19 protein-coding genes and 1 tRNA gene are annotated in these 23,842 nt (G+C 51.2%); 7 read left to right on the top strand and 13 right to left on the bottom strand.

Annotation, left to right across the window (positions count from 1 at the left end):
- The first annotated feature begins 25 nt into the window (after positions 1–25).
- From FDX22_RS29300 to FDX22_RS29285, 4 genes are all read left to right on the top strand, one after another.
- Positions 26–829 carry a capsid protein gene (locus FDX22_RS29300; RefSeq protein WP_146718173.1) on the top strand — a complete coding sequence of 268 codons (804 nt, stop codon included), beginning with the start codon at positions 26–28 and terminating at the stop codon, positions 827–829.
- Positions 826–1,068 (top strand): ogr/Delta-like zinc finger family protein, encoded by a 243-nt coding sequence (locus tag FDX22_RS29295; RefSeq protein WP_000984214.1) that lies wholly within the window; start codon positions 826–828, stop codon positions 1,066–1,068. Before FDX22_RS29300 ends, FDX22_RS29295 begins: the two co-directional genes overlap by 4 nt.
- Positions 1,069–1,084: 16 nt before the next feature.
- On the top strand, positions 1,085–1,660 hold the full coding sequence (locus FDX22_RS29290) for a phage polarity suppression protein (protein ID WP_146718172.1): 576 nt from the start codon (positions 1,085–1,087) through the stop codon (positions 1,658–1,660).
- Positions 1,661–1,951: 291 nt separating this feature from the next.
- Positions 1,952–3,637, top strand: coding sequence for an AIPR family protein (locus FDX22_RS29285; RefSeq protein ID WP_142464174.1), 1,686 nt, complete (start codon positions 1,952–1,954; stop codon positions 3,635–3,637).
- A 228-nt stretch (positions 3,638–3,865) separates the two neighbouring features.
- Here the strand turns inward: FDX22_RS29285 and FDX22_RS29280 are convergent, their stop codons facing one another.
- The 4 genes from FDX22_RS29280 to FDX22_RS29265 all read right to left on the bottom strand — a co-directional run bounded on the left by FDX22_RS29280 (position 3,866) and on the right by FDX22_RS29265 (position 6,675).
- On the bottom strand, positions 3,866–4,291 hold the full coding sequence (locus FDX22_RS29280; RefSeq protein ID WP_146718171.1) for a hypothetical protein: 426 nt from the start codon (positions 4,289–4,291) through the stop codon (positions 3,866–3,868).
- A complete protein-coding gene (locus tag FDX22_RS29275) occupies positions 4,291–5,241 on the bottom strand; it encodes a ParA family protein (RefSeq protein ID WP_142464172.1) in 951 nt (316 codons plus the stop codon). The genes FDX22_RS29280 and FDX22_RS29275 overlap by 1 nt, the downstream gene beginning before the upstream one ends.
- A complete protein-coding gene (locus tag FDX22_RS29270; protein WP_142464171.1) occupies positions 5,229–6,419 on the bottom strand; it encodes an integrase arm-type DNA-binding domain-containing protein in 1,191 nt (396 codons plus the stop codon). The genes FDX22_RS29275 and FDX22_RS29270 overlap by 13 nt, the downstream gene beginning before the upstream one ends.
- Positions 6,420–6,580: 161 nt before the next feature.
- Positions 6,581–6,675 (bottom strand) — tRNA-Sec (locus tag FDX22_RS29265).
- A gap of 350 nt (positions 6,676–7,025) precedes the next feature.
- Here FDX22_RS29265 and yicI point away from each other — a divergent pair.
- Positions 7,026–9,344 carry an alpha-xylosidase gene (yicI, locus tag FDX22_RS29260; RefSeq protein ID WP_146718170.1) on the top strand — a complete coding sequence of 773 codons (2,319 nt, stop codon included), beginning with the start codon at positions 7,026–7,028 and terminating at the stop codon, positions 9,342–9,344.
- Positions 9,345–9,434: 90 nt separating this feature from the next.
- Here yicI and FDX22_RS29255 read toward each other — a convergent pair whose 3' ends face one another.
- Together FDX22_RS29255 and xanP are read right to left on the bottom strand one after the other, a co-directional pair.
- Complete coding sequence (locus FDX22_RS29255; protein WP_146718169.1) at positions 9,435–11,144, bottom strand: AsmA family protein; 1,710 nt, start codon at positions 11,142–11,144, stop codon at positions 9,435–9,437.
- Between the two features lie 121 nt (positions 11,145–11,265).
- Positions 11,266–12,657, bottom strand: coding sequence for a xanthine/proton symporter XanP (xanP, locus tag FDX22_RS29250; RefSeq protein ID WP_096759062.1), 1,392 nt, complete (start codon positions 12,655–12,657; stop codon positions 11,266–11,268).
- A gap of 225 nt (positions 12,658–12,882) precedes the next feature.
- On the opposite strand from xanP, the gene gltS reads away from it, so the two are divergent.
- A complete protein-coding gene (gltS, locus tag FDX22_RS29245; protein WP_096759063.1) occupies positions 12,883–14,088 on the top strand; it encodes a sodium/glutamate symporter in 1,206 nt (401 codons plus the stop codon).
- Positions 14,089–14,130: 42 nt separating this feature from the next.
- On the opposite strand, the gene recG is transcribed toward gltS, so the two are convergent.
- The 5 genes from recG to gmk form a co-directional block, all read right to left on the bottom strand.
- Positions 14,131–16,212 (bottom strand): ATP-dependent DNA helicase RecG, encoded by a 2,082-nt coding sequence (recG, locus tag FDX22_RS29240; RefSeq protein WP_115257159.1) that lies wholly within the window; start codon positions 16,210–16,212, stop codon positions 14,131–14,133.
- Positions 16,213–16,217: 5 nt separating this feature from the next.
- Entirely contained in the window at positions 16,218–16,907 is a 690-nt protein-coding gene (gene trmH / locus FDX22_RS29235; protein WP_096759065.1) for a tRNA (guanosine(18)-2'-O)-methyltransferase TrmH, read from the bottom strand.
- A gap of 127 nt (positions 16,908–17,034) precedes the next feature.
- Positions 17,035–19,149 (bottom strand): bifunctional GTP diphosphokinase/guanosine-3',5'-bis pyrophosphate 3'-pyrophosphohydrolase, encoded by a 2,115-nt coding sequence (spoT, locus tag FDX22_RS29230; protein ID WP_096759066.1) that lies wholly within the window; start codon positions 19,147–19,149, stop codon positions 17,035–17,037.
- Positions 19,150–19,167: 18 nt separating this feature from the next.
- Positions 19,168–19,443 carry a DNA-directed RNA polymerase subunit omega gene (rpoZ, locus tag FDX22_RS29225; RefSeq protein WP_002442542.1) on the bottom strand — a complete coding sequence of 92 codons (276 nt, stop codon included), beginning with the start codon at positions 19,441–19,443 and terminating at the stop codon, positions 19,168–19,170.
- Positions 19,444–19,497: 54 nt separating this feature from the next.
- Positions 19,498–20,121: a guanylate kinase gene (gene gmk / locus FDX22_RS29220; protein ID WP_005122601.1), complete on the bottom strand. Its 624-nt coding sequence runs from the start codon at positions 20,119–20,121 to the stop codon at positions 19,498–19,500.
- Positions 20,122–20,382: 261 nt separating this feature from the next.
- Between gmk and ligB the strand changes: the two genes are divergently transcribed.
- On the top strand, positions 20,383–22,062 hold the full coding sequence (gene ligB, locus FDX22_RS29215; protein ID WP_146718168.1) for an NAD-dependent DNA ligase LigB: 1,680 nt from the start codon (positions 20,383–20,385) through the stop codon (positions 22,060–22,062).
- On the opposite strand, the gene FDX22_RS29210 is transcribed toward ligB, so the two are convergent.
- Both FDX22_RS29210 and FDX22_RS29205 read right to left on the bottom strand, forming a co-directional pair.
- On the bottom strand, positions 22,059–22,676 hold the full coding sequence (locus tag FDX22_RS29210) for a trimeric intracellular cation channel family protein (RefSeq protein ID WP_096759068.1): 618 nt from the start codon (positions 22,674–22,676) through the stop codon (positions 22,059–22,061). The genes ligB and FDX22_RS29210 overlap by 4 nt on opposite strands.
- 259 nt (positions 22,677–22,935) lie before the next feature.
- The gene (locus tag FDX22_RS29205; protein WP_096759071.1) at positions 22,936–23,799 is read right to left on the bottom strand and encodes a YicC/YloC family endoribonuclease; all 864 of its coding nucleotides are present in this window, start codon (positions 23,797–23,799) and stop codon (positions 22,936–22,938) included.
- Positions 23,800–23,842 lie beyond the last annotated feature (43 nt).

Here is a 23,842-nt window from a genome sequence, read left to right as displayed (position 1 = left end):
TTGAAAACACAGAGAGAACCCGACGATGAAACCAGATTTGTTTACCGCGGTAATGAAAACCATCGGCAGCACGCAGGATGAGAACATCCGCACGGCCATTGACAGCGCACTGGACAGCCTTAACGAGAAAGCAAACCAGAACGCAGAGGCCACGATAAATAATGCGCTTGAGGCATTCAGCAAGGCCAAATCCGCGCACACGGAAAACATGCTGAAACTGAATGATATTGATGCGGCCATTACCCGCAGTGAGAAAGAGCGTCAGAACGCCCTGAATGAAAGTGCCGAAGCCGAACAGAACTGGCGTACCCGTTTTCGCGAACTGCGCGGCATGATGACCCCGGAACTGAAAGCCGAACACAGTCAGCGAGTGGCCGGTCGGGAGCTGGCGGAGGAATTCACCGCCCTGATTGATGAACTCAACGATGATAAGGCCAGTACCATGCTGTCCGCCTGTACATCAGGAGATAAGTACGTCGGCACGCATTTTACGGTGTTCTCTGCCTACTCCCGGAATGAGTGGGCGACCGTGATGAAAGACATCCCTCCCTCACTGGTGCGCGCATTTGCGTTACGTCTGCGTGAACTCGAAATGAAGGGGGAAGAACACCCTCACAACGTTCTCATTCAGGAGCTGGGGGAGAATGTACTGGCGCAAAGCAGGTACTACACATTCAACATGGCGCAGGAGCCGGTAATTTCAAAAATTGGGCTTCACCGTCCGGCACTCACCGGCGTGGACATGAAACTCTATAAAAGCCCTGTTCTCAGAATGGCGCGGGCTAAGGAGCTGGTACAGAAGAAAAAATCGCGGGGGGTTAAGCCATGATGCGCTGCCCGTACTGCAAACAGGCTGCCCATGTCCGTACCAGTCGTTACCTGTCGGATAACGTCAAACAGAGCTACCTCCAGTGCGTGAATGTCTTTTGCTCCGCAACCTTTCGCACCACCGAGTCTATCGACGAGGTAATACGGCCACCGGCAGAAGAAAAGCCCGAACCGCCGCAGACAGTACCAGAAACACCGCCCCGAATTCTGGACTGCGCCCGCTCATCGCTGCGCCACTGATTCAGGAGAAAAGACAATGGCACGAGCACTACTGGAACAGGCCTTTGAAACCTGTCAGAAGAATAAATCGGACTGGATGAGCAGCAAGTCAGCACTGGCGCGGGCTGAAATGGCGCTGAAAGAGCTGGAGCTGACCTGCACCCGTTATGAACCGGAGGCAGCACAGGCGCTGCGGGATGATATTGACCTGAAAAAATGGGCGGTAAATCAGTCGGCCGGGCAGTACATCCGGTCACATGAGGCCGTGCAGCGTATCAGTATCCGGCGTCAGCTCCACGCTTTTATGCAGGTAAGCGGCGACGCGCTGGCCGCCGCACTGGCACCGGAATTACTGCATCTCAGCGAACAACCTGACATCGTCAGAGAACGGGCTCTCGACCGGGCGGCCGCCAGTGTTCGCGAAGCGCTGTCCGTTCATGTAACCCGCGGAGGAAATATTGATTACGCAGAGGAAGATCGCGACATTCTGACAACCATCGGTTTCCGGCCTGACAGAGCATCGAGAGACGACAACCGGGCAAAATATACGCCTGAACAGAGTCAGATTTTCATGCGCCGACAGGCCGCGCAGCCCCGCAAAAAATCCGCATAAAACGCCCCGAAAATACCCGTCTTTTTAATAAAAATAGCCATGCATGCCTACGCTGCATGGCTTTGCATGCAAAAACCTGAATTTTCCACACCCTGTCGCACCAGCACTGTCGCGGCCTGAGTCCCTTCATGCACCTGCATTAAAAGCGCCCCGGGAAGCGGGCAGGCGTGGCGGGGAGAGCATTGCGCGCCAGAACTGACTAAAGTAATTGATTCAACGGCCAAAAACGCGTAGAAAAAGGTATGAAAATTTTAACCCCTCTCAGTGCTCCCCTTAAAGGATAAATAAAAAATGAGCATTATTCACGTAAATCAAATTGGAAGCAAAATTAATGCGTTATTCGCTGATAAAATTGATAGCAGTGATCTCAATCCTATAGATAAAGAAATACAAACTAAAATATTAACCCGTTGTCTTTCTGCCTACGCCGTTTATTGTATTGGAGATACATCGATAGATGAAGCTGCGTCAGCAGTTGTTGATGGTGCCGATGATAATGGTATTGATGCAATTCATTATTCTCCTTCAAGTAAAAGAATGATCATTGTTCAATCTAAATGGAAAAAAGATGGAACTGGAGAGCCTGATAACGGTGATTTAAGAAAGTTTAAAGATGGTGTATTGGATCTCATTAATCTTGAACTTGATAAATTTAACAATAAAGTTAATCTTAAAAAGCAGATGATTGAAACTGCTTTAGGTGAATTTGATACGAAGTTCGATCTTGTTTTAATTCATACTGGTTCAAATACTCTAAGTAAACATAACCAGCAAGTAATGGACTCAATACTTAATGAGTTAAACGATGCTGGTGATGGTACTAGTGAGGATGTTGTTAGTTTCCACCATCTAAATCAGGCGATAATACATAGTGGGCTTGCATCTGGTATGGATGGTGAACCAATCGATCTTGAGATTGGTCTCTCTCAATGGGGAAAAATTGAAGAACCACATCAAGGTTTCTTCGGGATTGTAGCTGGCGAAGAAGTTGCAAATTGGTGGATGAAAAAAGGGAAAAGACTATTTGCCAAAAATATTAGACAAATGTTAGGTGCCACTGAAGTAAATGATGAAGTTAAGAGAACAATTGAAGAACAACCTGAGAATTTTTGGTATTACAATAACGGTGTAACAATTGTTGCCGAATCCATAAAGAAATCAATGGTTGGTGGAAATAGTAGAGATATTGGTTCGTTTAAAGCGAATAATATTAGTATTGTTAATGGTGCACAAACTGTAAGCGTAATTGGTAAATATGCGCAGGATGGCGGGGCGAACCTTAATAAATTACGTTTACCTATCCGGTTAATTTCACTAGAAGGAGCGCCTGAGGACTTTGGTGCTAGTGTGACAAAAACCAACAACCGTCAAAATAGGATCGAGAGTAGAGACTTTGTCTCCTTAGATGACGAACAAATACGGTTGAAAAAAGAACTGTCACTGGAAGGTATTGAGTATAATATAGTCAGAAGTGAGAACGTTAAAACTTCTACCGCCATAATTGATTTATCTGAGGCGACCATTGCATTGGCTTGCGCATCTGCGCAAGTTGGTCTGGCAGTTCAGGCAAAAAGAGAAATTGGTCGTTTTTATGACAATCTTAAGAAAGCACCATATAAAACCATTTTCAACCCACAAACTAATGGTATTTACTTGCGGAATACTGTTTTCGCCTTGCGAAAAATAGATGAAATTATTGGCTCAATGATTGCAAATCTACCTAAAAAATCGGGTAAGGAATATGGAGTTCTTGTTCATGGCAATAGAATGTTAGCATTTCTAGTTTTTAGAACACTGGCAATCCAAAAAATTGCAAATAACTTTGATTTTGATATTAATACTATTGACTGGCAGAAAAGCACAGCATGTATGCTTGAGAAGTTAATGTTAGAAATTGAAGAGAACTACAAAGATAAATTCCTTGCTACTTTATTTAAAAACGCAAGTATCTGTAAGGCTATATCTGAGAAAATTTAATCATTTTACACTGTGTTATTAAAAATGCCGCTTATGCGGCATTTGGCTATTTTGAATATTAAACTCGGCCATCTAGTTGAATCAGTTATTACTAATTTTGCAGAGTTTATGTATTTTACCGTATAGTATAATCAAATGGTGATGAGTGTATTAAGTTATTTTTTATAATAATTAACCCTTGTCGCCCCCTAAATGTAAGAGGGCGAAAACTATGTTTAAAAGACGGCACTAATTATCTTTATCTTTATCTTTAATTGTTGAATCTATCTTTCGCCGTTCCATTGTTTTGGATATGTTCATAACTAACACACCTTTATTTTGCCTTGATGATGTCCTAATGCCCATTTTAGTTGCTATTTCTTTTAACTCGGCGAGAGATAAATTACTTAATGATTCACTAGTTTTATCGTCTGGTTTCGAGTTTCCTCCAAAGACATATTGTAGTGAAATGCTGTCTTTTATAGATTTAGATAATCTATTATTTATTTGTGTTTGCGTTTTTGGTTCTTTTTTATTGGTGAGCGATGTTTCGCTGTTGCGTGTTTCTAGCAAATTTAATATATCATCCAGTGCATACTCTACACTTTTGTTTGGATAGTGAGACATTATCTTAGATATATAATCAAATAACGAGATTAACTCATGAGTTTTCATTATACAATCTCCAGCTTTTCGTAAAGCTCTTTAATTACTTTAGTCAAATATTGGCTTTGTTTTTCTGCATTCGGTTTAGAGCGAGGCAAAGAGCTGTGGCTAAAGACAGTCAGGTTATTTTCAGATGCGACAGATATTCCATCCCCATCTGTAACATAATTCTCAAATACCATGTTGGGATGCTGTTTTTTTACATCTTCTATTGTTTCTTCGTGAGTTGATTTTGGCTTCTCGGCATACTCATCTACCATATTAAATATGATTCCAAGCATTTCAGTATCATTAAATTCAATGTTTGAATTTGAATATTGAATCATTCCTCTAAAATTATTATTTAGCTTGTCCATTTCAGATTTTATTAGAGAAATACCTACAGTGGAAAGAAAATCTGGAATTGCAGGTATTAGATATAACTCGCTTGCAAAGAAGGCATTTTGTGTGACGAGATTAATATTTGGTGGACAGTCAAGAATAATATAATCATAGTCAGCTGCAACTTGATCTATGGCCTTTTTAATAATTGCCATTTTATCAAGTTCAAGCTCGGTTTCCTTTTGATGAGATGATGCACTTTTCTTTTCCCTTGCTAACATCATGTCAACAAGAACTAGTTCATGATGAGAGGGTAATAGATCAACGTTGAGCCAAACTTTTCCAGGACTGGCGGTTATGGGGGTTTCTATTATAGCATCACGAGTATTGAATGTTTTACCTTCAAAATAATCATCAAATATGTTTTTTAATGTTGGTTTTTTTTGAGTGTATACGTGTCGTACATATTTTTCTACTCCGAGAGCTAAATATGATAAATTTGATTGAGGGTCTAAATCAATAAGTAATACTTTTGGCCTTTTTTCAGAGCCAAGCATCAGTCCAACGCCAAGATGCAAAGATAATGTAGATTTTCCGACACCACCTTTCCAGTTAATCATGCTTATTATTTTTGCCATGTGAACTCCTTGTTTAAATAAATATTATCACTGTACCATTGCATCATAGCGCTTCTTTTTTCTAAATATTGAGCATGGTTATATGTTCCACGAATACTATTTTTATCTACATGAGCCAACTGCATCTCAATCCATGAGCTATCAAACCCTTGCTCGTGCAGAATTGTCGACATTGTATGCCTAAAACCGTGACCGGTAGCACGTCCTTTGTAACCAAGTAACTCAATCACTTGCGATACGCTTTCTTTCGAGATCGGCTTGCTGCGGTTGTTCCTGCCAATAAAGATGTAAGGGTATAGGCCGGTAATAGGTTTAAGCTGTTTAAAAAGGTCAACTACCTGAGTAGATAAAGGAACAATGTGAGGCCTACGCATTTTCATACGTTCTGCTGGTATCTCCCATATACCTTTTTCGAGATCTACTTCTTCCCACGTAGCAAAGCGCATCTCCTGCGTTCTTACACCAGTCAGCATGACTATCTTCGTAGCATTTTTGGTGATGATGCTACCGGTATACGCTTCGAGATCCCGAATAAAATGAGGCAATTCTTCGGCAGATAGAAATGGATGATGTTTTTGCTTAGGAACGGCCAGAGCGATGGCTAAATCAGGTGCAGGATTGTATTCAGCGCGGCCAGTTATGATTGCATAGCGATAGACCTCGCCGCATCTTTGGCGCACTTTTCTGGTCTTCTCTAGTGCTCCACGCTTCTCTATTCGTCGTAATACTTCAAGCAGTTCTAATGGTTTGATTTCACTGATAGGGCGTTTACCAATGAACGGGAACACATCTTGTTCAAATGTCTTAATGATTTCTTCGCGATAGGCTACTGTCCAGCGGTCAGCTTTATTGGTGTGCCATTCTCGACATATGGCTTCGAATGAGTTCTCTGTTGAGATTTGCTGTGCCAGCTTTTGGGCTTTACGTTCTTCTACTGGGTCTATGCCGTTTGCTACCTGCTTACGAGCTGTATCGCGTTTCTCACGTGCTTCTGCGAGGCTCACAAGGTCGTAGCTGCCAAATGACATTAGCCGTGCTTTACCGGCAAAGCGAAAGCGGAAGCGCCAGCCCTTTGAGCCGTCTGGATTGATGAGTAATGACAGGCCTTGTCCATCGTTCAATGTGTAGGGCTTGTCTTGGGGCTTTGCTCGTTTAATTTGTATGTCTGTAAGTGGCATGTGTATAAGTCAAAAATGTGTATAAAAAATCTATACACATCACTATACATATTTTTCACGGATTCAGGGAGATCTTGTCGGACGGTTACGGATGAGTTATTCACTATCTATAATGAAAATAAAGGATTTTTAGACTTTCTTGGACGGCTGCGGAGGAATTTTGGCGGAAGATCACAGGAGTCGAACCTGCCCGGGACCGCTGGCGGCCCCAACTGGATTTGAAGTCCAGCCACCTCACCGGAGATGACGATCTTCCGCGCCTCGATTGCTACATGGAGGCGGGGCGCATTATAGCTACTTCCTTGGGTTTCCACACCCCCTGACTCACTTTTTTAACTTCCGTTTCGCTATAACATGATCGGTTTCATATAAATCCCCACAAAATCCATAAGTTACAGTGATGTTTATTTTTTGACGCTACCCCGATCACAGAAAACAAGAATCGTAATTTGATAACGAGATATCGGAATACCCATGTCACGCGTGATGATTTACAAAAACTGTAACCGGTACCAGTATGCCTGTGTACGCCTTATGCCCCGTATCTGACCGACGCAATCAACAGGACGTTACGGCGAAAGCATTTCAGAACTAAAGGAACAGACGATGAAAATTAGTGACGGAAACTGGATGACCCAGCCAGGTCTGAATGTAATAAACCCCGTTCAGGTGTTCGATGTTGAACAACAGGGTAATGAGATGGTGGTCTACGTTGCGCCGCGCGACGTGCGTGAGCGAACCTGGCAGTTGGACACCCCGATGTTTACGCTGCGCTTCTTCTCGCCGCAGGAAGGCGTGGTGGGCGTGCGTATGGAGCACTTTCAGGGAGCGCTGGATAACGGCCCGCATTATCCGCTGAACGTGCTGCAGGACGTGAAGGTTGAGATGTGCGATAACGCCGACTTTGCCGAATTGAAGAGCGGTAATTTAAGTGTGCGCGTAACCAAAGGCGAATTCTGGGCCCTCGATTTTTTACGCAACGGGGAGCGCATTACCGGTAGCCAGTTGAAAAATAATGGCTACGTGCAGGATGCTAACAGCGATCGCAACTATATGTTCGAGCGCCTGGATCTGGGCGTCGGCGAAACGGTGTACGGACTTGGCGAACGCTTTACGTCGCTGGTGCGTAATGGTCAGACGGTCGAGACCTGGAACTGCGATGGCGGCACCAGTACCGAGCAGTCTTACAAGAACATCCCGTTCTATGTCACCAATCGTGGTTACGGCGTGCTGGTGAACCATCCGCAGTGTGTGTCGTTTGAAATTGGCTCCGAGAAGGTGTCAAAGGTGCAGTTCAGCGTGGAAAGCGAGTATCTGGAATACTTCGTGATCGACGGCCCGACCCCGAAAGCGGTGCTGGATCGCTATACCCAGTTTACCGGTCGCCCTGCACTGCCGCCTGCGTGGTCGTTCGGTCTGTGGCTCACCACCTCGTTCACCACCAACTACGATGAAGCGACGGTGAACAGCTTTATCGACGGCATGGCCGAGCGCAACCTGCCGCTGCACGTTTTCCATTTCGACTGCTTCTGGATGAAGGCCTTCCAGTGGTGTGATTTTGAGTGGGACCCGGTGACGTTCCCGGACCCGGAAGGCATGCTCCGTCGCCTGAAGGAGAAAGGCCTGAAGGTCTGCGTGTGGATCAACCCGTACATCGGGCAGAAATCGCCGCTGTTCAACGAACTGAAAGAAAAAGGCTATCTGCTTAAGCGGCCGGACGGCTCAGTGTGGCAGTGGGATAAATGGCAGCCGGGGCTGGCGATTTATGACTTTACCAATCCAGAGGCCTGCGAGTGGTATGCCAACAAGCTGAAAGGCCTGGTAGATATCGGCGTGGACTGCTTCAAGACCGATTTTGGCGAGCGTATCCCGACGGATGTGCAGTGGTTTGACGGCGCTGACCCGCAGAAAATGCACAACCATTATGCGTTCATCTACAACGAACTAGTGTGGAACGTGCTGAAAGAGACCGTGGGGGAAGAAGAGGCGGTGCTGTTCGCCCGTTCTGCTTCCGTGGGCGCGCAGCAGTTTCCGGTGCACTGGGGCGGCGACTGCTACGCCAACTACGAATCAATGGCGGAAAGCTTGCGCGGTGGCTTATCCATCGGCTTGTCCGGCTTTGGCTTCTGGAGTCACGACATCGGCGGCTTCGAGAATACCGCCCCGGCGCACGTCTACAAACGCTGGTGTGCGTTTGGGCTGCTCTCCAGCCACAGTCGTCTGCACGGCAGCAAATCCTACCGCGTACCATGGGCGTACGACGACGAATCCTGCGATGTGGTGCGTTACTTCACCGAGCAGAAATGCCGCATGATGCCGTATCTGTATCGCGAAGCTGTGCGCGCCAGCGAGTATGGCACGCCGATGATGCGTGCGATGATGCTCGAATTCCCGGACGATCCGGCGTGTGATTACCTTGACCGTCAGTACATGCTGGGCGACAGCGTGATGGTGGCCCCGGTGTTCTCTGAAGCGGGAGATGTGCAGTTCTACCTACCGGAAGGTCGCTGGACGCACCTGTGGCGTAACGACGAGATTGTGGGCAGTCGCTGGCATAAACAGCAGCATGACTTCCTGAGCCTGCCGGTCTACGTGCGTGACAACACCCTGCTGGCGCTGGGCAGCAATAACCAGAAGCCGGATTACGCCTGGCATGAAGGCACTGCGTTCCAGCTGTTCCATCTGGAGGAGGGGCGTGAAGCCGTCTGTGACGTGCCGGCCGCTGACGGCTCGGTTATCTTCACGCTGAGGGCGAAACGTGTGGATAACACCATCACCGTGACGGGGGAGGGCGAGGCGCGCAACTGGACGCTGTGTCTGCGTAACATCCCGCAAATTGGCGGCGTGAAGGGCGGTTCATCTACAGGGAGCGAGTGGGGTGTGGTGATTGCGGCAGAAGGCAATGCGTTGACCATTACCCTGTAAGTGCATGTGAACGTGGTGCCGGTTCTCTTATCCGGCACCACGGTGTGCGCAACTTCTTGGCTCGGTAGTATTTGCTCTACCGGCGATACCTTACTGCGCAGGCTCGGTCGACATCACTTCGCCGCCCGAAATCTCACCTGCACTCATCGTCTGTGTCACTTGCTGCTTGTCGGCATTCACCGCATGCAGTTGACCGTTCACCGTGGGCTTCAGCGGCGTATCTGCCTGCATAGTGCCGCTGGCAGTCAGTTGGATGTTACCGTCGCCGGAAATCGGCAGCGCAGGCCATCCCCACTGTTGTAGGATAGTCATTGGCACACCGCGCCCGTTCAGGCTGACCTGCGTCTGGCGCTGCGGAAGTTGTGAGATGCTGGCGGTAGCCTCCAGCAACCCTTTCTCGGTATACGCGCTCAGTTCGCTGATATTGATCGTGCTGCTGTTGGCCGTAAGCGTCAGCGAAGGGCGGCGTACGTCGGTGCGGTTAAACGTGGCGGCCGCGGCGTTGAGCGTGGTGCTGCCGCTCCAGATCCCCCACTGGTGATTTTGCACCAGTCCGAGGTTGGTGCCGTAACCGTCCAGCGCGGTGAGCTGCCACGGGAAGGCTGGGTCGATATCAATCACCAGATTGCGGCTGGCGCTGAATTTCTTCAACGTCAGGCTGTCGAGCCAGGTGGGCAAGGGCTTCACCCACAGCGGTTTCCAGTTTTCCGGTAGTGTGTATTCCAGCCCGGCAACTGCGGCATCGTCGAGAACAAGCGCTTTGCTATTGCGCAACCAGTTGCCGGAGGTTCTGACCATACCGCCTTCCCAGCGGGTGGTGAACTGGCGCAGCGCAATGCCCTGCGGCGAGAACTCAGCGTTGAGAATAGGATCGAAGAAGTGCAGCGAGCCGTAGATAAATTCGCTGGCGTTCATCGACAACTTACCTTCCTGGGTTTGCCAGTCGTCCTTACTGAAGGTCATGTTGCGCAAGCTGAGATCGAGATCCGTTACCGCCCAGTCAGGGCCTTGTAGACGGGCATCTGTCACCTCAAGACGACCAATTTGCAGCGAGGGAATGGTGGTGAGCGGCGCAAAAAAGTCGGTCAGCGATTTATCGCTTTGCAACCGAATGTCGTTTAGCCGCAGATTCTCCACCATCCAACTGCCGTCGGGGTTTCGCTGCGCCACGCCGGTCAATGCGCCGCGCGCCACATCGGCGCCAATATTGCTTAACGTGACGCGATCGTTATCGATACTGCCTTCAATCAGCACGTTAGTCGTAGGAACATCGTTCAGCGTTAACGAGCTGGCGCTGAGCTGGATCTGCGCTTTACTGCCGAGTATTTTTCCGGCTTCAGGGCTCCAGGGGATCACGCCGCCGTTCACGCGCTGCGCACTGAGGTTCCACTCGCTTCCGGGGCTGTTGAGTGCCATATCCTGTAGCTGCAGGCGATCGGCCTGGAACGGCAGCGGTGCAGTTTGTGGAGAAAGATTCAGCGTACCGTTTTGCAACAGGATGGTGTCGACGTGCAGCGGGTCGGTGATTTGGCGACTGCTCAGCCCAATATCAACGTTTTTTGCTACCAGGGTGGCAGGCTGGCCATCCCGACCAAAGGTGACGTTCTCCAGCAGAATGTGGGAGGGTGAAGAAAACCGATGATCGATGGCATCAAACGTCAGGTGGTAGCTGCTGTTCTCTGACACCCAGGCGCTGACATGCTCGGCGCCCCAGCGGGTTTGCAGTAGAAAATAGAGACCGAGGATCGCCACTGCAAGGGCGATCAGCACGTAAAGAAGCAGCTTTCCAATAAATTTCATGGTCTTCCATCCCGCAAAGTACACGTAGTCAAGTTATGCACGATTTACGCGCAATCCTCAAGGCGGGAATGGTGAAAGAGCGTAACAGCGGCGTTGATTCTGAATCAACGCCGCATGTCGCTTACTGTTTCTCTGGCGGGAAAACGAGGTTCAGAACGATAGCGGTAATACCGCCTGCGGCAATCCCTGAGGAGAGCAGGTTTTTCACCCAGTCCGGGGCAAACTGCAGGATCAGCGGCTGCTGGGAGACGCCCAGGCCAACGGCCAGCGACAGTGCAATAATCAGAATAGCGCGGCGATTCAGCGGCTCGCGAGAAACAATGCGCACCCCGGAGGCGGCGATGGTACCGAACATCACCAGCGTAGCGCCGCCGAGAACCGGCTCAGGGATGTGCTGTACAAACCCACTGACCGCCGGGAACAGACCCAGCGCGATCAGCATCAGCGCGACTACAAAGCCAACATAGCGGCTGGCTACGCCAGTCAACTGAATCACCCCGTTGTTCTGCCCGAAGCAGGAGTTCGGAAAGGTATTGAACACGGCGGAAACAAACGAGTTCAGGCCATTTGCCAGAACGCCGCCTTTCAGACGCTTCATGTACAGCGGGCCGGAGACCGGTTGTTCGGAGACATCGGAGGTGGCCGTAATATCGCCGATGGTTTCCAGAGAGGTGATCATAAAGACCAGCATCAGTGGCAGCAGTAAGCTCCAGTCGATGCCCAGGCCATAATATAGCGGCGTTGGTACCATGATGAAGTCCTGGCTCACCGGTGCGGTGTTTTGCGGCAACATGTCCATAAACCAGGCCAGCAGATAGCCTGCGGCCATGGCAATCACCAGTGATGCCACGCGCAGGTACGGGTTACGCTGGCGGTTAAGAAGAATAATGAGCGCCAGTACAACGCCGGCCAGCATCAGATTCTTCGGTGCGCCGAAGGTGTTGTCGCTCATTGCGGCATAGCCGCCACCGATTGACGTCAGGCCTACCTGAATCAGCGACAGGCCGATAATCATCACCACCACACCTGAGACCAGCGGGGTAATAATACGGCGCGCCAGATGCAGTACGCGCGAGATAACCATTTCCGTGCAGCTCGCCAGCATCAGCGTACCGAACAGTGCCGCCATCATGGTCGGGACATCTGCACCGCCGGTTTTCAGCGCCGTGCCGCCCATAATCAGCGGTGCTACAAAGTTAAAGCTGGTGCCCTGAATGGATAACAGCCCTGAGCCGACCGGCCCCCAGGCTTTAATCTGAATGATGGAGGCTACGCCGGAAGCGAACAGCGACATACTGATAATGTGTTGAGTATCCTGAGCCGGTAAACCGAGCGCCTGACAGATAAGCAGGGCTGGCGTGATCACCGCGACGAACATCGCCAGCAGGTGCTGGCAGGCGGCAAACAGGGTCTGGGCTAACGGGGGGCGATCTTCAAGACGGTAAATCAGTTCACTGTTGTGAGCCTGCGCAACCGGTTGCGCATTTGTTGGCTCTACGGCGTTAACGGACATCAGAGGCAATCCCATGGTGGAAAAGCGGTGATTTTATCTGACCAGAACAGAAAAGCAAACGTTTGCTAGCAGGTATTCTTAATATTTAAAACCGATGAACTCACCTTTTTATATAACTTTTTGTCATTTTCTGCTTAAAATCCACCCCGAAAACCTAAAAAGACCTAAAAATCGATCTGGAATACATCGTGCGTGATTGTGCTAAACGCACTAATGGAGCTGTCTATGTTTTACCTCGATACGTTATCTACATTGGTTGCGGCAACGCTGGTGTTGCTGCTGGGACGTAAGCTCGTCCAGTCTGTTCCCTTCCTGAAGAAATACACGATACCTGAGCCCGTTGCGGGTGGTTTACTGGTGGCGATCGCACTGCTGGTACTGAAAAAGAGCATGGGCTGGGAAGTTAATTTCGATATGACGCTGCGTGACCCGCTGATGCTGGCGTTCTTTGCCACTATCGGCCTGAACGCCAACATCGCCAGCCTGCGCGCCGGTGGCCGCGTGGTGGGCATTTTTCTGATTGTGGTGGTGGGGTTGCTGTTGATGCAGAACGCCATTGGGATCGGGATGGCGAGCCTGCTGGGTCTTGACCCGTTGATGGGGCTGATTGCCGGTTCGATTACGCTTTCCGGTGGACACGGTACGGGTGCGGCGTGGAGTAAGCTGTTTATTGAGCGCTACGGTTTTACCAATGCCACCGAAGTGGCGATGGCGTGCGCAACATTTGGCCTGGTGCTGGGTGGACTGATTGGCGGCCCGGTCGCGCGCTATCTGGTGAAGCACTCCACTACGCCTGACGGTATGCCGGACGATCAGGCCGTGCCGACTGCGTTTGAAAAACCGGATGTCGGGCGCATCATCACCTCTCTGGTGCTGATTGAAACCATCGCGCTGATCGCTATCTGTCTGACGGTGGGCAAAATCGTTGCGCAATTGCTGGTGGGTACCGTGCTGGAATTGCCGACCTTCGTCTGCGTGCTGTTTGTTGGGGTGATCCTCAGCAATGGCCTGGCGTTAATGGGTTTTTATCGGGTGTTCGAACGCGCGGTTTCCGTGCTGGGCAACGTGAGTCTGTCGCTGTTCCTGGCGATGGCGTTGATGAGCTTGAAGCTGTGGGAACTGGCTTCGCTGGCGCTGCCGATGCTGGCGATTCTGGTGGTGCAGACGATCTTCATGGCGCTGTACGCCATATTTGTCACCTGGCGCATGATGGGCAAGAACTACGATGCCGCTGTGCTGGCAGCCGGGCACTGTGGTTTTGGTCTCGGCGCAACGCCGACGGCGATTGCCAACATGCAGGCGATTACCGAGCGTTTTGGTCCATCGCATACTGCATTTTTAGTCGTGCCGATGGTAGGGGCGTTCTTTATCGACATCGTTAACGCGTTGGTGATTAAGCTGTATTTGCTGTTGCCAATTTTTGCGCAATAAAGGCCGTGCGGCGGTGTGACAACCGCCGCCGCTATTTATCGATTACGCGTTGGAATAGCGTTCGGTTTCCGGCATCCAGCGCTCAATCAGCGCCACCGCCTGTTGTGGGTAACGTTCGTGAATATGACGGGCAATGCGCTGAACTTCCGGAATAATTGCCTGATCGCGTAGTAAATCCGCTACTTTGAATTCCGCCGTCCCCGTCTGACGTGTCCCCAGTAATTCTCCGGGGCCGCGAATCTCCAAATCCTTTTGCGCAATCACAAATCCGTCGTTACTGTCTCGCAGGACCTGCAGGCGTTTCTGCGCGGTTTTTGACAGCGGTGATTTGTAGAGCAGCACGCAGTGGGAGGCCACCGCGCCACGACCGACGCGGCCGCGTAGCTGATGCAGCTGGGCCAGACCTAAACGTTCCGGGTTTTCGATAATCATCAGGCTGGCGTTGGGGACGTCCACGCCGACTTCAATCACCGTGGTGGCGATCAACAGATGCAGTTCTCCCTGCTTGAAGGCAGCCATCACCGACTGCTTCTCGGCGGGCTTCATGCGTCCGTGCACCAGACCAATATTGAGTTCCGGTAGGGCAATTTTCAGCTCTTCCCACGTGGCTTCTGCCGCCTGGGCTTCTAACAATTCAGACTCTTCAATCAGCGTGCAGACCCAGTAAGCCTGACGTCCTTCATGGGTACAGGCGTTGCGCACGCGATCAATAATATCGCTGCGACGGGTATCCGGGATGGCGACCGTGGTGACCGGCGTACGACCCGGCGGGAGTTCGTCTATCACTGAGGTGTCGAGATCGGCGTAGGCGGTCATTGCCAGCGTACGCGGGATCGGCGTGGCAGTCATGATCAGCTGATGCGGATGGAAACCCTGCTGCTGACCTTTTTCCCATAGAGCCAGACGTTGATGAACGCCAAAGCGGTGCTGTTCGTCGATAATCACCAGCGCCAGACCATTGAACTGAACCTGCTCCTGAAAAATGGCGTGTGTACCGACAATCATCTGTACCTGCCCGCTGGCAATGGCTTCCTGTTGGGCAAGACGCGCTTTACCTTTCTGCTTACCGGCCAACCAGCCGACTTCAATGCCAAGTGGTGCAAACCAGCTACGGAAGTTATTCGCATGCTGTTCGGCCAGTAGTTCGGTTGGTGCCATCAGCGCTACCTGCTGACCGTGGGCAATAGCCCGTAGGGCAGCGAGCGCGGCGACCAAGGTTTTACCAGATCCGACATCACCCTGTACCAGGCGCATCATCGGGACATCCAGCGCCATGTCGCGTTCGATCTCAGCGGTCACCCGCGCCTGTGCGGCTGTGGGTTTGAAGGGTAACGCGGCCAGCAGCTGGTTTTTCAGCGTATCGTTGGCACTCAGCGACTGGGCATGAAAACGCTGCGCCCCGGCGCGCAATGCCAGCATACTGAGGTTATGGGCTAAGAGCTCTTCGAGGATCAGGCGCCGCTGCGCCGGATGTTGTCCGGTTTCTAGATCGCTGAGCTGTAAAGATGGCGGTGGACGATGCAGCGTGCGCAGCGCTTCCGGTAGGCTCATCATGCCCTGTAACAGTTCGGGCGGCAGCAGTTCGGCAATGGCGCAGGTATCGAGCAAATCCAGCGCCTGATCGGTAAGTTTACGCAGCGTAGCCTGCTTAACCCCTTCCGTAGTCGGGTAAACTGGTGTGAGCGTTTCCTGCAGTTCCGGGGTGCTGAGATCGCCCTGTACGCGGTATTCCGGGTGGATCATCTCTGCCCCGTATTTCCCGCGCTTGGCTTCACCGTAGGCCAGCACTCGCCGACCTGTCGCCAGGCTATTTTTCATTGCCGCGCTGAAGTTGAAAAAACGCATCGTCAGGATGCCAGAACCGTCGCTTATCTGGCAGGTCATCATTCTCCGACCACCGAAGGTGACAGTGCAGTTCAGCACTTCTCCTTCTACAGTGGCGTAGACGCCCGGCAAAAGCTCGCCAATTGGGTACAGATGCGTGCGGTCTTCATAACGCAGAGGAAGGTGTAACAGGAGATCCTGTACGGTGTGCAGGCCGATTTTAGCCAGTTTACTGCTTTGCGCTGCGCCAACGCCCGTCAGGGAATTAAGTGGAATGGCATCCAGTAAACGGCCTTTCATCGGATTTATCTCGCTGACTGCATAGTGGCCCACCACGCGGCATCGGCTTCAATTTCGCCCTGCGTATTGACGTGGGGGTAAGGGAGACCTTTGCGCTTTGCGACGTTGGCCAGCACCGGATAACCCCCTTCGAAAAGCAGGCGCTGCTGCTCGTCTTCCGGCAGCATGCTGTTATCTCGCTGGTACATGCCGGCGTTTTGCCGCTGGCGCTGTGCTTCATACAGAATGAGTGCGGAGGCAACCGAGACATTCAATGACTGCACCATGCCGGTCATAGGAATGATGATATCCCGATCCGCAAGGTCTAACGCTTCCTGGGTGATGCCGGTTTTTTCCTGACCCATCAGGATGCAGGTGGGGCGCGTGTAATCAATTTCGCGAAAATCGACAGCCTTATCAGAGAGATGCGTCGCCAGAATCTGCATGCCCTGATTTTTTAAATGGGTGACCGCATCGCCAATAGTCGGGTGGGTCTTGACTTGCACCCAGCTGTTACTGCCTGCGGCAGAAGAGAGCATGGTGCGCATGCGGCTACCCGGCCAGACGGCGTGGACTTCGTGCACACCGACCGCATCTGCGGTACGAACGATCGCAGAAACATTATGAGGTTTATGGACCTGCTCCATGCAGACGGTCAGATCGGGCTGACGCCTGGCGAGCATTTCACAAATACGCGCATAACGGTTTGAGTTCATTACACTTCATCCTTCGAACTGCCTCGGCGTTGGCTGCACTCACTTACCCCAGTCACGTACTTCTATACGCTACTGGGGATTCATTCGCTTGCCGCCTTGATGCAATTCGAATGATTTTGTGTAAGCGCTAATTTCTATTACGTGTGACTTTAATAACGTCCGGCATTACGCGGATTTTGCGCATGATATTCGCCAGATGCACGCGATCGCGAGCGGTCAGGCGGATAAAGGCGCTGTAGACGCGACCGTCTTTTTCTTCCGTATTCAGGCTTTGAATATTGGAAGTAGTGGTGTTGATTGCCGCCGTCAGGTTAGCCAAAGCACCCTGGTGGTTAAACATCTCCACCTTGATTTCGGTGATGAATTCCTGCTCCGTTTCTTTGTCCCATTCCACCGCCATAAACTTCTCTGGCTCTTTCTGGTAACCACGGATGTTACGACAGGATTCATGGTGAATGACCAGACCTTTCCCCGGGCTGACGTGGGCGATAATCGGGTCACCTGGGATGGGACGACAGCATTTCGCGAAGGTGATCAGCACACCATCAGCGCCTTTGATCGGCAGATGGCCGTGGCCGGATTGCGCAGGAACATTCGCAGATGCGTCACCCTGCTGGAGGTTCTTCGCTACCACCACGCTCATGGCATTCCCCAGGCCGATTTCCGCGAGCAGATCGTCAAGCGTGGCGAGCTTCATGCGCTCAAGCTCACGCTGGATGCTCTCCTGCGGGATCTCAGCCAGTTTACGGCTGCCGCCTAAGGCATGGTTAAGCAGACGGCGACCCAGGCTAACGGAATCATCGCGCTTGAGGTTTTTCAACAGCTGGCGAATTTTGGCGCGGGCTTTCGAGCTAACGACAAAGTTGAGCCACGCCGCATTCGGACGCGCGCCCGGAGCGGTAATGATCTCAACAGTTTGGCCGCTGGAAAGCGACTGCGAAAGCGGGTAAGGCTGTCTGTCGACGCGTGCACCGACGCAGGCATGACCGATGTCGGTATGCACGGCATAAGCGAAATCGACAGGTGTTGCACCGGCAGGCAGTTCAACAATGCGCCCTTCCGGTGTGAAAACATAAATCTCATCCGGGAAGAGATCAGATTTGACGCTTTCAATAAATTCAAATGAGCTACCGGCACTCTGCTGCAGTTCCAGCAGGCTTTGCATCCAGCGCTGCGCGCGGATTTGCGCTGTGGTGCTGCTTTCACCGCCGTGCTCTTTATATGCCCAGTGCGCAGCAACCCCCATCTCCGCCATTTGGTCCATGTCTTCAGTACGAATTTGTACTTCAACCGGAACCCCGTGTGGACCGATCATCGAGGTGTGCAAAGACTGATATCCGTTCGCTTTCGGAATGGCGATATAGTCTTTCACGCGACCAGGACGGGGTTTGTACAGGCTGTGCATTTGACCAAGTACGCGATAACAGGTGTCGGCGTCGTGGACGATAACGCGAAACGCGTAGATGTCCATGATCGAGTGAAAACGCTGCTCTTTGAGCACCATTTTGCAGTAGATCGAGTACAGGTGTTTCTCGCGACCGCTTACGCGACACGGAATGCCTGCCTCCTGCAAACGCCCTTCGATTTCCGAGAGGATTTTTTGAATCATCTCTTTGCGGTTGCCGCGTGCGGCTTTAACCACTTCTTTAATCACGCGATAGCGGTTCGGGTACAGCGCTTCAAAACCCAACTCTTCCAGCTCGGTTTTAATGTGATGTATACCTAAACGGTGCGCCAGCGGACTGTAGATTTCGAGGGTTTCGCGGGCAATACGGCGACGTTTGTCCGGGCGTAATGAGCCCAGCGTGCGCATATTGTGGGTACGGTCGGCAAGTTTGATGAGAATGACGCGGATATCCTGCACCATCGCCATAATCATCTTGCGAAAGTTTTCGGCCTGCGCCTCTTTCTTATCGCGGAACTTAAGCTTATCAAGCTTCGATACCCCTTCAACCAGTTCTGCAACGCTTTTACCAAAAAGCTGTTCCATGTCCTGGTAGGTAGCGGGGGTATCTTCAATCACGTCATGCAGCAGCGCAGCCATTAGCGTTTCATAGTCGAGTTTCATCTCGGCCAGAATGCAGGCTACTGCTACCGGGTGCGTGATATAGGGTTCACCGCTTGAACGTGTCTGGCCCTCGTGAGCGTCACGTGCAACGAGATACGCCTGCCGAAGACGCTTAATCTGGTCTTCCGGCAGGTAGTTTTGAATCAGTTGATTCAGGCTTTCAAACAGATACAAGGGCGACCCGCTTTGTGATTAACGACGACCTTCAGCAATAGCGGTAACGGCTTGTAATTCAGCGGCTTCCTGCTCTTGCTGTTCCTGGCGCTCACGCACGTCGAGGATCTGGTTGTTGATCAGACCTTCTTCGATTTCGCGCAGCGCGATTACGGTAGTTTTATCGTTTTCTTCTGGTACAAGCGGATCCTTTCCGCCTGTCTGCATCTGACGAGCGCGACGCGCGGCGACCAGTACCAGGTCAAAACGGTTACCAATTTTCTCTACAGCGTCCTGAACAGTTACGCGTGCCATACTTAAAATGCTCCACAGGTGAAGAAATGACTGGGCATGATACTGAATGTGGGTTCAGTCTGCCAACAGTTTGCTGATTAAAGCGTCATGGCGCTGCTTTTGGCGGCTCATGCGCAGACGTTCGGCGCGAATGATCGTTTTCAAATCGCCCAGGGCAGTATCAAAATCATCATTCACAATCAGATAATCATATTCGGCGTAATGGCTCATTTCTGCAACAGCTTGTGCCATACGTTTTGCGATCACTTCTTCGCTATCCTGACCACGCCCACGCAGGCGACGGTCCAGTTCAATCTTAGAAGGCGGCAAAATAAAAATACTGCGTGCATGCGGCATTTTTTCACGAATTTGCTGCGCACCTTGCCAGTCGATATCTAAAAAGACATCTACGCCCGATGCCAGTACTTGCTCAATTGCCTCACGCGAGGTGCCGTAGTAATTGCCGAATACCTCTGCGTGTTCCAGAAACGCATCTCTGCCAATCATGGTCCTGAATTCATCATGGTTCACAAAGAAATAGTGTTCACCATGCACTTCCCCCGGGCGCGGTGCGCGCGTGGTGTGCGAAACAGAAACCTGGGTGTCATACAACGGTTGGGTCTTTAATAAAGCCTGAATCAGGCTGGATTTACCCGCGCCACTGGGGGCAGAAACAATATAAAGCGTGCCTTGAGCCATGAGTATCTTATGTATGTGATTGTCGAAAGAGAGCCTACATACGGGCTTATTATACACGTAGCCGCTATACGACGTAGTCTTTGTCACACTTTTTGCGCAGGATTATTGCGTTTTGCGTATCTTTTTCCTGTTTTATCGCAGAGTTGCTGCAACAAGTAAAAATGACCGGAAAGCACCTTGCAGGATGGCTTTTTACCACTCGGATTCTCTGCCGCTTCGCGCTATACCTGCCGCGTAATACAACCTACAGCGGAGGTAGTGATGGCAATAAGGAAATACATGGTGCTGATTTTGCTGCTAGGGCACTTACCCGTATGGGCTGTGTGCCCGGTCTGGTCGCCAGCCAGGGCTCATGAGGAAATTTCACAGCTACAACAGCAGATAACCCAGTGGGATGCCAGCTACTGGCAGCAGGGCGTCAGTGCTGTAGACGATGGCGTTTATGACCAACTCAATGCGCAATTACGGCAGTGGCAGCGCTGTTTTGATGAGGAGCCTCAAGCCGAGGTGCCTGCCCCACCGATTAGCGGGACGATATCGCATCCCATTCCCCATACCGGTGTCCGTAAACTTGCAGATAAACCCGCGATACAGCAATGGTTACGTAACCGCAGCGATGTATGGGTACAACCGAAGGTCGATGGGGTTGCGGTGACGCTGGTTTATAAGGATGGCAGTCTTGTCAGGGCGATTAGTCGCGGAAATGGACTTAAAGGGGAAGACTGGACTCAGAAGGTTCGTCGGATCCCTTCCATACCGCAGACAACTAAAGGTCTGCTGGCGAACAGCACCTTACAGGGTGAAATATTTCTACAGCAGGAGGGGCATATCCAGCAAAAGAGAGGCGGAATGAACGCCCGCTCGAAGGTGGCAGGAATGCTGATGCGTCAGGATAATTCAGAGTCACTACACTCCCTGGCTGTTTTCATCTGGGCCTGGCCTGATGGCCCAGAGGCGATGCAGGAAAGACTCACGCTGCTCGCTGATGCGGGGTTCGGTTTTACGCAACACTATACTCAGCCCGTGAATAATGCAGATGAGGTGGAGCGCGCCCGTACACATTGGTGGACTTCCACATTGCCTTTCGTGACGGATGGTGTGGTGGTGCGCATGGCAAAAGAGCCGCCAGCACGAAACTGGTTACCCGGACAGGGCGATTGGGTGGTGGCCTGGAAATATTCTCCGGTCGCTCGCGTGTCCGAGGTCATGGATATTCAGTTTTCTGTTGGTAAAAGTGGGAAAATTGCCGTGGTCGCAATACTGGCACCTGTCATGCTGGATGATAAACGGGTGCAGCGTGTCAATGTCGGCTCTGTAAGGCGCTGGAATGAATGGGATATTGCCCCAGGAGATCACCTCCTGATAAGCCTGGCCGGACAGGGCATTCCTCGCATCGATGAAGTTGTCTGGCGCGGCACTCAACGTACTAAACCTACGCCCCCAGAGGGGCACTTCAATTCATTGACCTGTTTTTATGCCACGCCTGAGTGTCAGCAACAGTTTGTTGCTCGACTGGTCTGGCTGAGTGCAAAAGAGGTGCTGGATCTTGAGGGTATCGGCGAGGCGGGGTGGCGGGAACTCCATCAGGCGTATCGCTTTGAACATATCTTTTCCTGGCTGGCATTAACCCCAGAGCAATTACAGTCCGCGCTTGGGGTAAGCAAGGGAGAGAAGCTGTGGCATCAATTCAATCTGTCACGGCAGCGTCCTTTTACTCGCTGGCTAATCGCCATGGGCATACCGTTAACACAGGTAACACTTAACGCCAGTCACGAGAGTTCCTGGCGGCAATTACAGGCGTGCGATGAGAGCCATTGGCGCCAGCTTCCCTCCACGGGGGAGCGTCGTGCCAGGCAGGTGATTCAATGGCGGGATAATCGGCAAGTCAACGCACTAAGTAACTGGTTAGCCGCTCAGCGCGTTACCGGATTTATGCCTTAATGACCTTCATGGTGATAATAGAACACCGGCAGCCCTAGCTTCAGGCGCAGCGCCAATAATCGCGCAGTAAAGCCGAATAGCAGGGTGGAGATAACGACCACATCGTGATTGGAAACATAATGTTGTAGCACGATGTACAGTACGGCAGCGGCAAATGACACCCCGGCATACAGTTCTTTCTGGAACACCAGCGGAATGCGTTTGCAGAACATATCGCGCAATACGCCACCAAAGACACCGGTGGTGACTGCTGCTACAACGGCAATGATTGGTCCATGTCCCATATCAAGTGCAACCTGTGCGCCGATAATCGAGAACACCACCAGGCCTAGTGCATCCAGTACGAGGAAAATCTTGCGCAGGTAGGGCATGACGGGAGCAATAATTGTGGTTAGCACCGCGGCGGTCGCCACAATAATGACGTACTCAGGATGTTTCACCCAGCCGAGAGGATAATGGCCGAGAAGAATATCACGGACGGACCCGCCGCCAATGGCTGTCGCGGTGGCAATAATAATAACGCCAAATGTATCCATGCGACGACGGCCTGCCGCCAGTGCACCCGTCATGGCTTCAGCAGTGATGCCAATTAAGTATAAAACGTGTAACAGCATGTATTCCCCCTGATTTCCTGGGGGCTAAGGTTAGCGATTTGTGCTCGTTGTCACGATTGAGATTTTCTAAGGTGAAGTAGTTTTAATAACTACAGCTAATGCGAATTTACTAAGCATGCCAGATGGTATGCACTTTAAGCTTTATAAACTGAGCATAGATGATGAGAAAATATAATTCGAAGTGGCGATAAAATAAGCGGATAGTTGAAAAGCAGGCGTAGCGCCGCCATTTTATCGACGGGCTACGTGAGGAGATGACCTATTCGATGTTCTGAATCTGCTCGCGCATTTGCTCGATCAATACCTTCAGCTCAATGGCTGAGTTAGTCACTTCGGCATTGATGGATTTAGAGGCGAGGGTGTTCGATTCACGGTTGAATTCCTGCATCATAAAGTCCAGACGACGGCCGACCGCCTCTTTTTTCTTCAGGATGTTGTAGGTTTCTTTAACGTGAGCTTCCAGACGATCTAATTCTTCCGCCACATCGATACGCTGCGCCATCAGCACCAGCTCTTGTTCAAGACGGTTATTTTCCAGCTGAACCTGTGCGTCTTCGAGTTTGGCAACCAGACGTTCACGCTGCCACTGCAGGATTTCCGGCATATGCGCGCGGACTTTCGCCACTTCGGTGCTGACGCCTTCCAGACGTTGTTCGATTAACGCTTTTAGCGCCTGGCCTTCGGTTTCACGTGCGACAATAAAGTCGTCCAGCGTGCCATCGAGCGCGGCAAGGATCTCTGCGGCAATAGCGTCCAGGTCTTGTTCCTGGGCCGCCATGACACCCGGCCAGCGCAGGATATCAACCGGATTAATTTCGCCTTCATCGCTCTGCATCTTGACCCAATTTGCGGCGGTGACGAGCTGTTTAGCGAGTTTTTCATTCAGGAGCAACTCACCTTGCGCGCTGGCATCAGGCTCAAAACGCAGCGTACACTCGATTTTACCGCGTGTCAGACGCGTGCGGATGCGCTCGCGTACAACAGGCTCAAGACTACGGAACTGTTCCGGCAGGCGAAAATAGGTTTCCAGATAACGCTGGTTTACCGAGCGCATTTCCCAGGTAGCGCTACCCCATTCACCCTTGATTTCACGCCGGGCGTAGGCGGTCATGCTGCGGATCATAGACGTTCCTGTTTTTGAAGATGAGATGGGAGGATTATAGCCA

Source organism: Citrobacter sp. TBCS-14 (assembly GCF_005280805.1).
In the GTDB taxonomy this organism is placed as follows: Bacteria; Pseudomonadota; Gammaproteobacteria; order Enterobacterales; family Enterobacteriaceae; genus Citrobacter; species Citrobacter gillenii.
Note: the sequence above shows the minus strand (reverse complement) of the source record. Positions and strands in the feature narration are given on the sequence as shown.

Coding starts and splice junctions, on each gene's coding strand:
- FDX22_RS29255 (WP_146718169.1), bottom strand. CDS start 11,144: ATGAAATTTATTGGAAAGCTGCTTCTTTACGTGCTGATCGCCCTTGCA.
- rpoZ (WP_002442542.1), bottom strand. CDS start 19,443: ATGGCACGCGTAACTGTTCAGGACGCTGTAGAGAAAATTGGTAACCGT.
- gltS (WP_096759063.1), top strand. CDS start 12,883: ATGTTTTACCTCGATACGTTATCTACATTGGTTGCGGCAACGCTGGTG.
- FDX22_RS29300 (WP_146718173.1), top strand. CDS start 26: ATGAAACCAGATTTGTTTACCGCGGTAATGAAAACCATCGGCAGCACG.
- xanP (WP_096759062.1), bottom strand. CDS start 12,657: ATGTCCGTTAACGCCGTAGAGCCAACAAATGCGCAACCGGTTGCGCAG.
- yicI (WP_146718170.1), top strand. CDS start 7,026: ATGAAAATTAGTGACGGAAACTGGATGACCCAGCCAGGTCTGAATGTA.
- FDX22_RS29280 (WP_146718171.1), bottom strand. CDS start 4,291: ATGAAAACTCATGAGTTAATCTCGTTATTTGATTATATATCTAAGATA.
- FDX22_RS29275 (WP_142464172.1), bottom strand. CDS start 5,241: ATGGCAAAAATAATAAGCATGATTAACTGGAAAGGTGGTGTCGGAAAA.
- gmk (WP_005122601.1), bottom strand. CDS start 20,121: ATGGCTCAAGGCACGCTTTATATTGTTTCTGCCCCCAGTGGCGCGGGT.
- ligB (WP_146718168.1), top strand. CDS start 20,383: ATGGCAATAAGGAAATACATGGTGCTGATTTTGCTGCTAGGGCACTTA.
- FDX22_RS29295 (WP_000984214.1), top strand. CDS start 826: ATGATGCGCTGCCCGTACTGCAAACAGGCTGCCCATGTCCGTACCAGT.
- recG (WP_115257159.1), bottom strand. CDS start 16,212: ATGAAAGGCCGTTTACTGGATGCCATTCCACTTAATTCCCTGACGGGC.
- trmH (WP_096759065.1), bottom strand. CDS start 16,907: ATGAACTCAAACCGTTATGCGCGTATTTGTGAAATGCTCGCCAGGCGT.
- FDX22_RS29205 (WP_096759071.1), bottom strand. CDS start 23,799: ATGATCCGCAGCATGACCGCCTACGCCCGGCGTGAAATCAAGGGTGAA.
- FDX22_RS29270 (WP_142464171.1), bottom strand. CDS start 6,419: ATGCCACTTACAGACATACAAATTAAACGAGCAAAGCCCCAAGACAAG.
- FDX22_RS29210 (WP_096759068.1), bottom strand. CDS start 22,676: ATGCTGTTACACGTTTTATACTTAATTGGCATCACTGCTGAAGCCATG.
- FDX22_RS29285 (WP_142464174.1), top strand. CDS start 1,952: ATGAGCATTATTCACGTAAATCAAATTGGAAGCAAAATTAATGCGTTA.
- FDX22_RS29290 (WP_146718172.1), top strand. CDS start 1,085: ATGGCACGAGCACTACTGGAACAGGCCTTTGAAACCTGTCAGAAGAAT.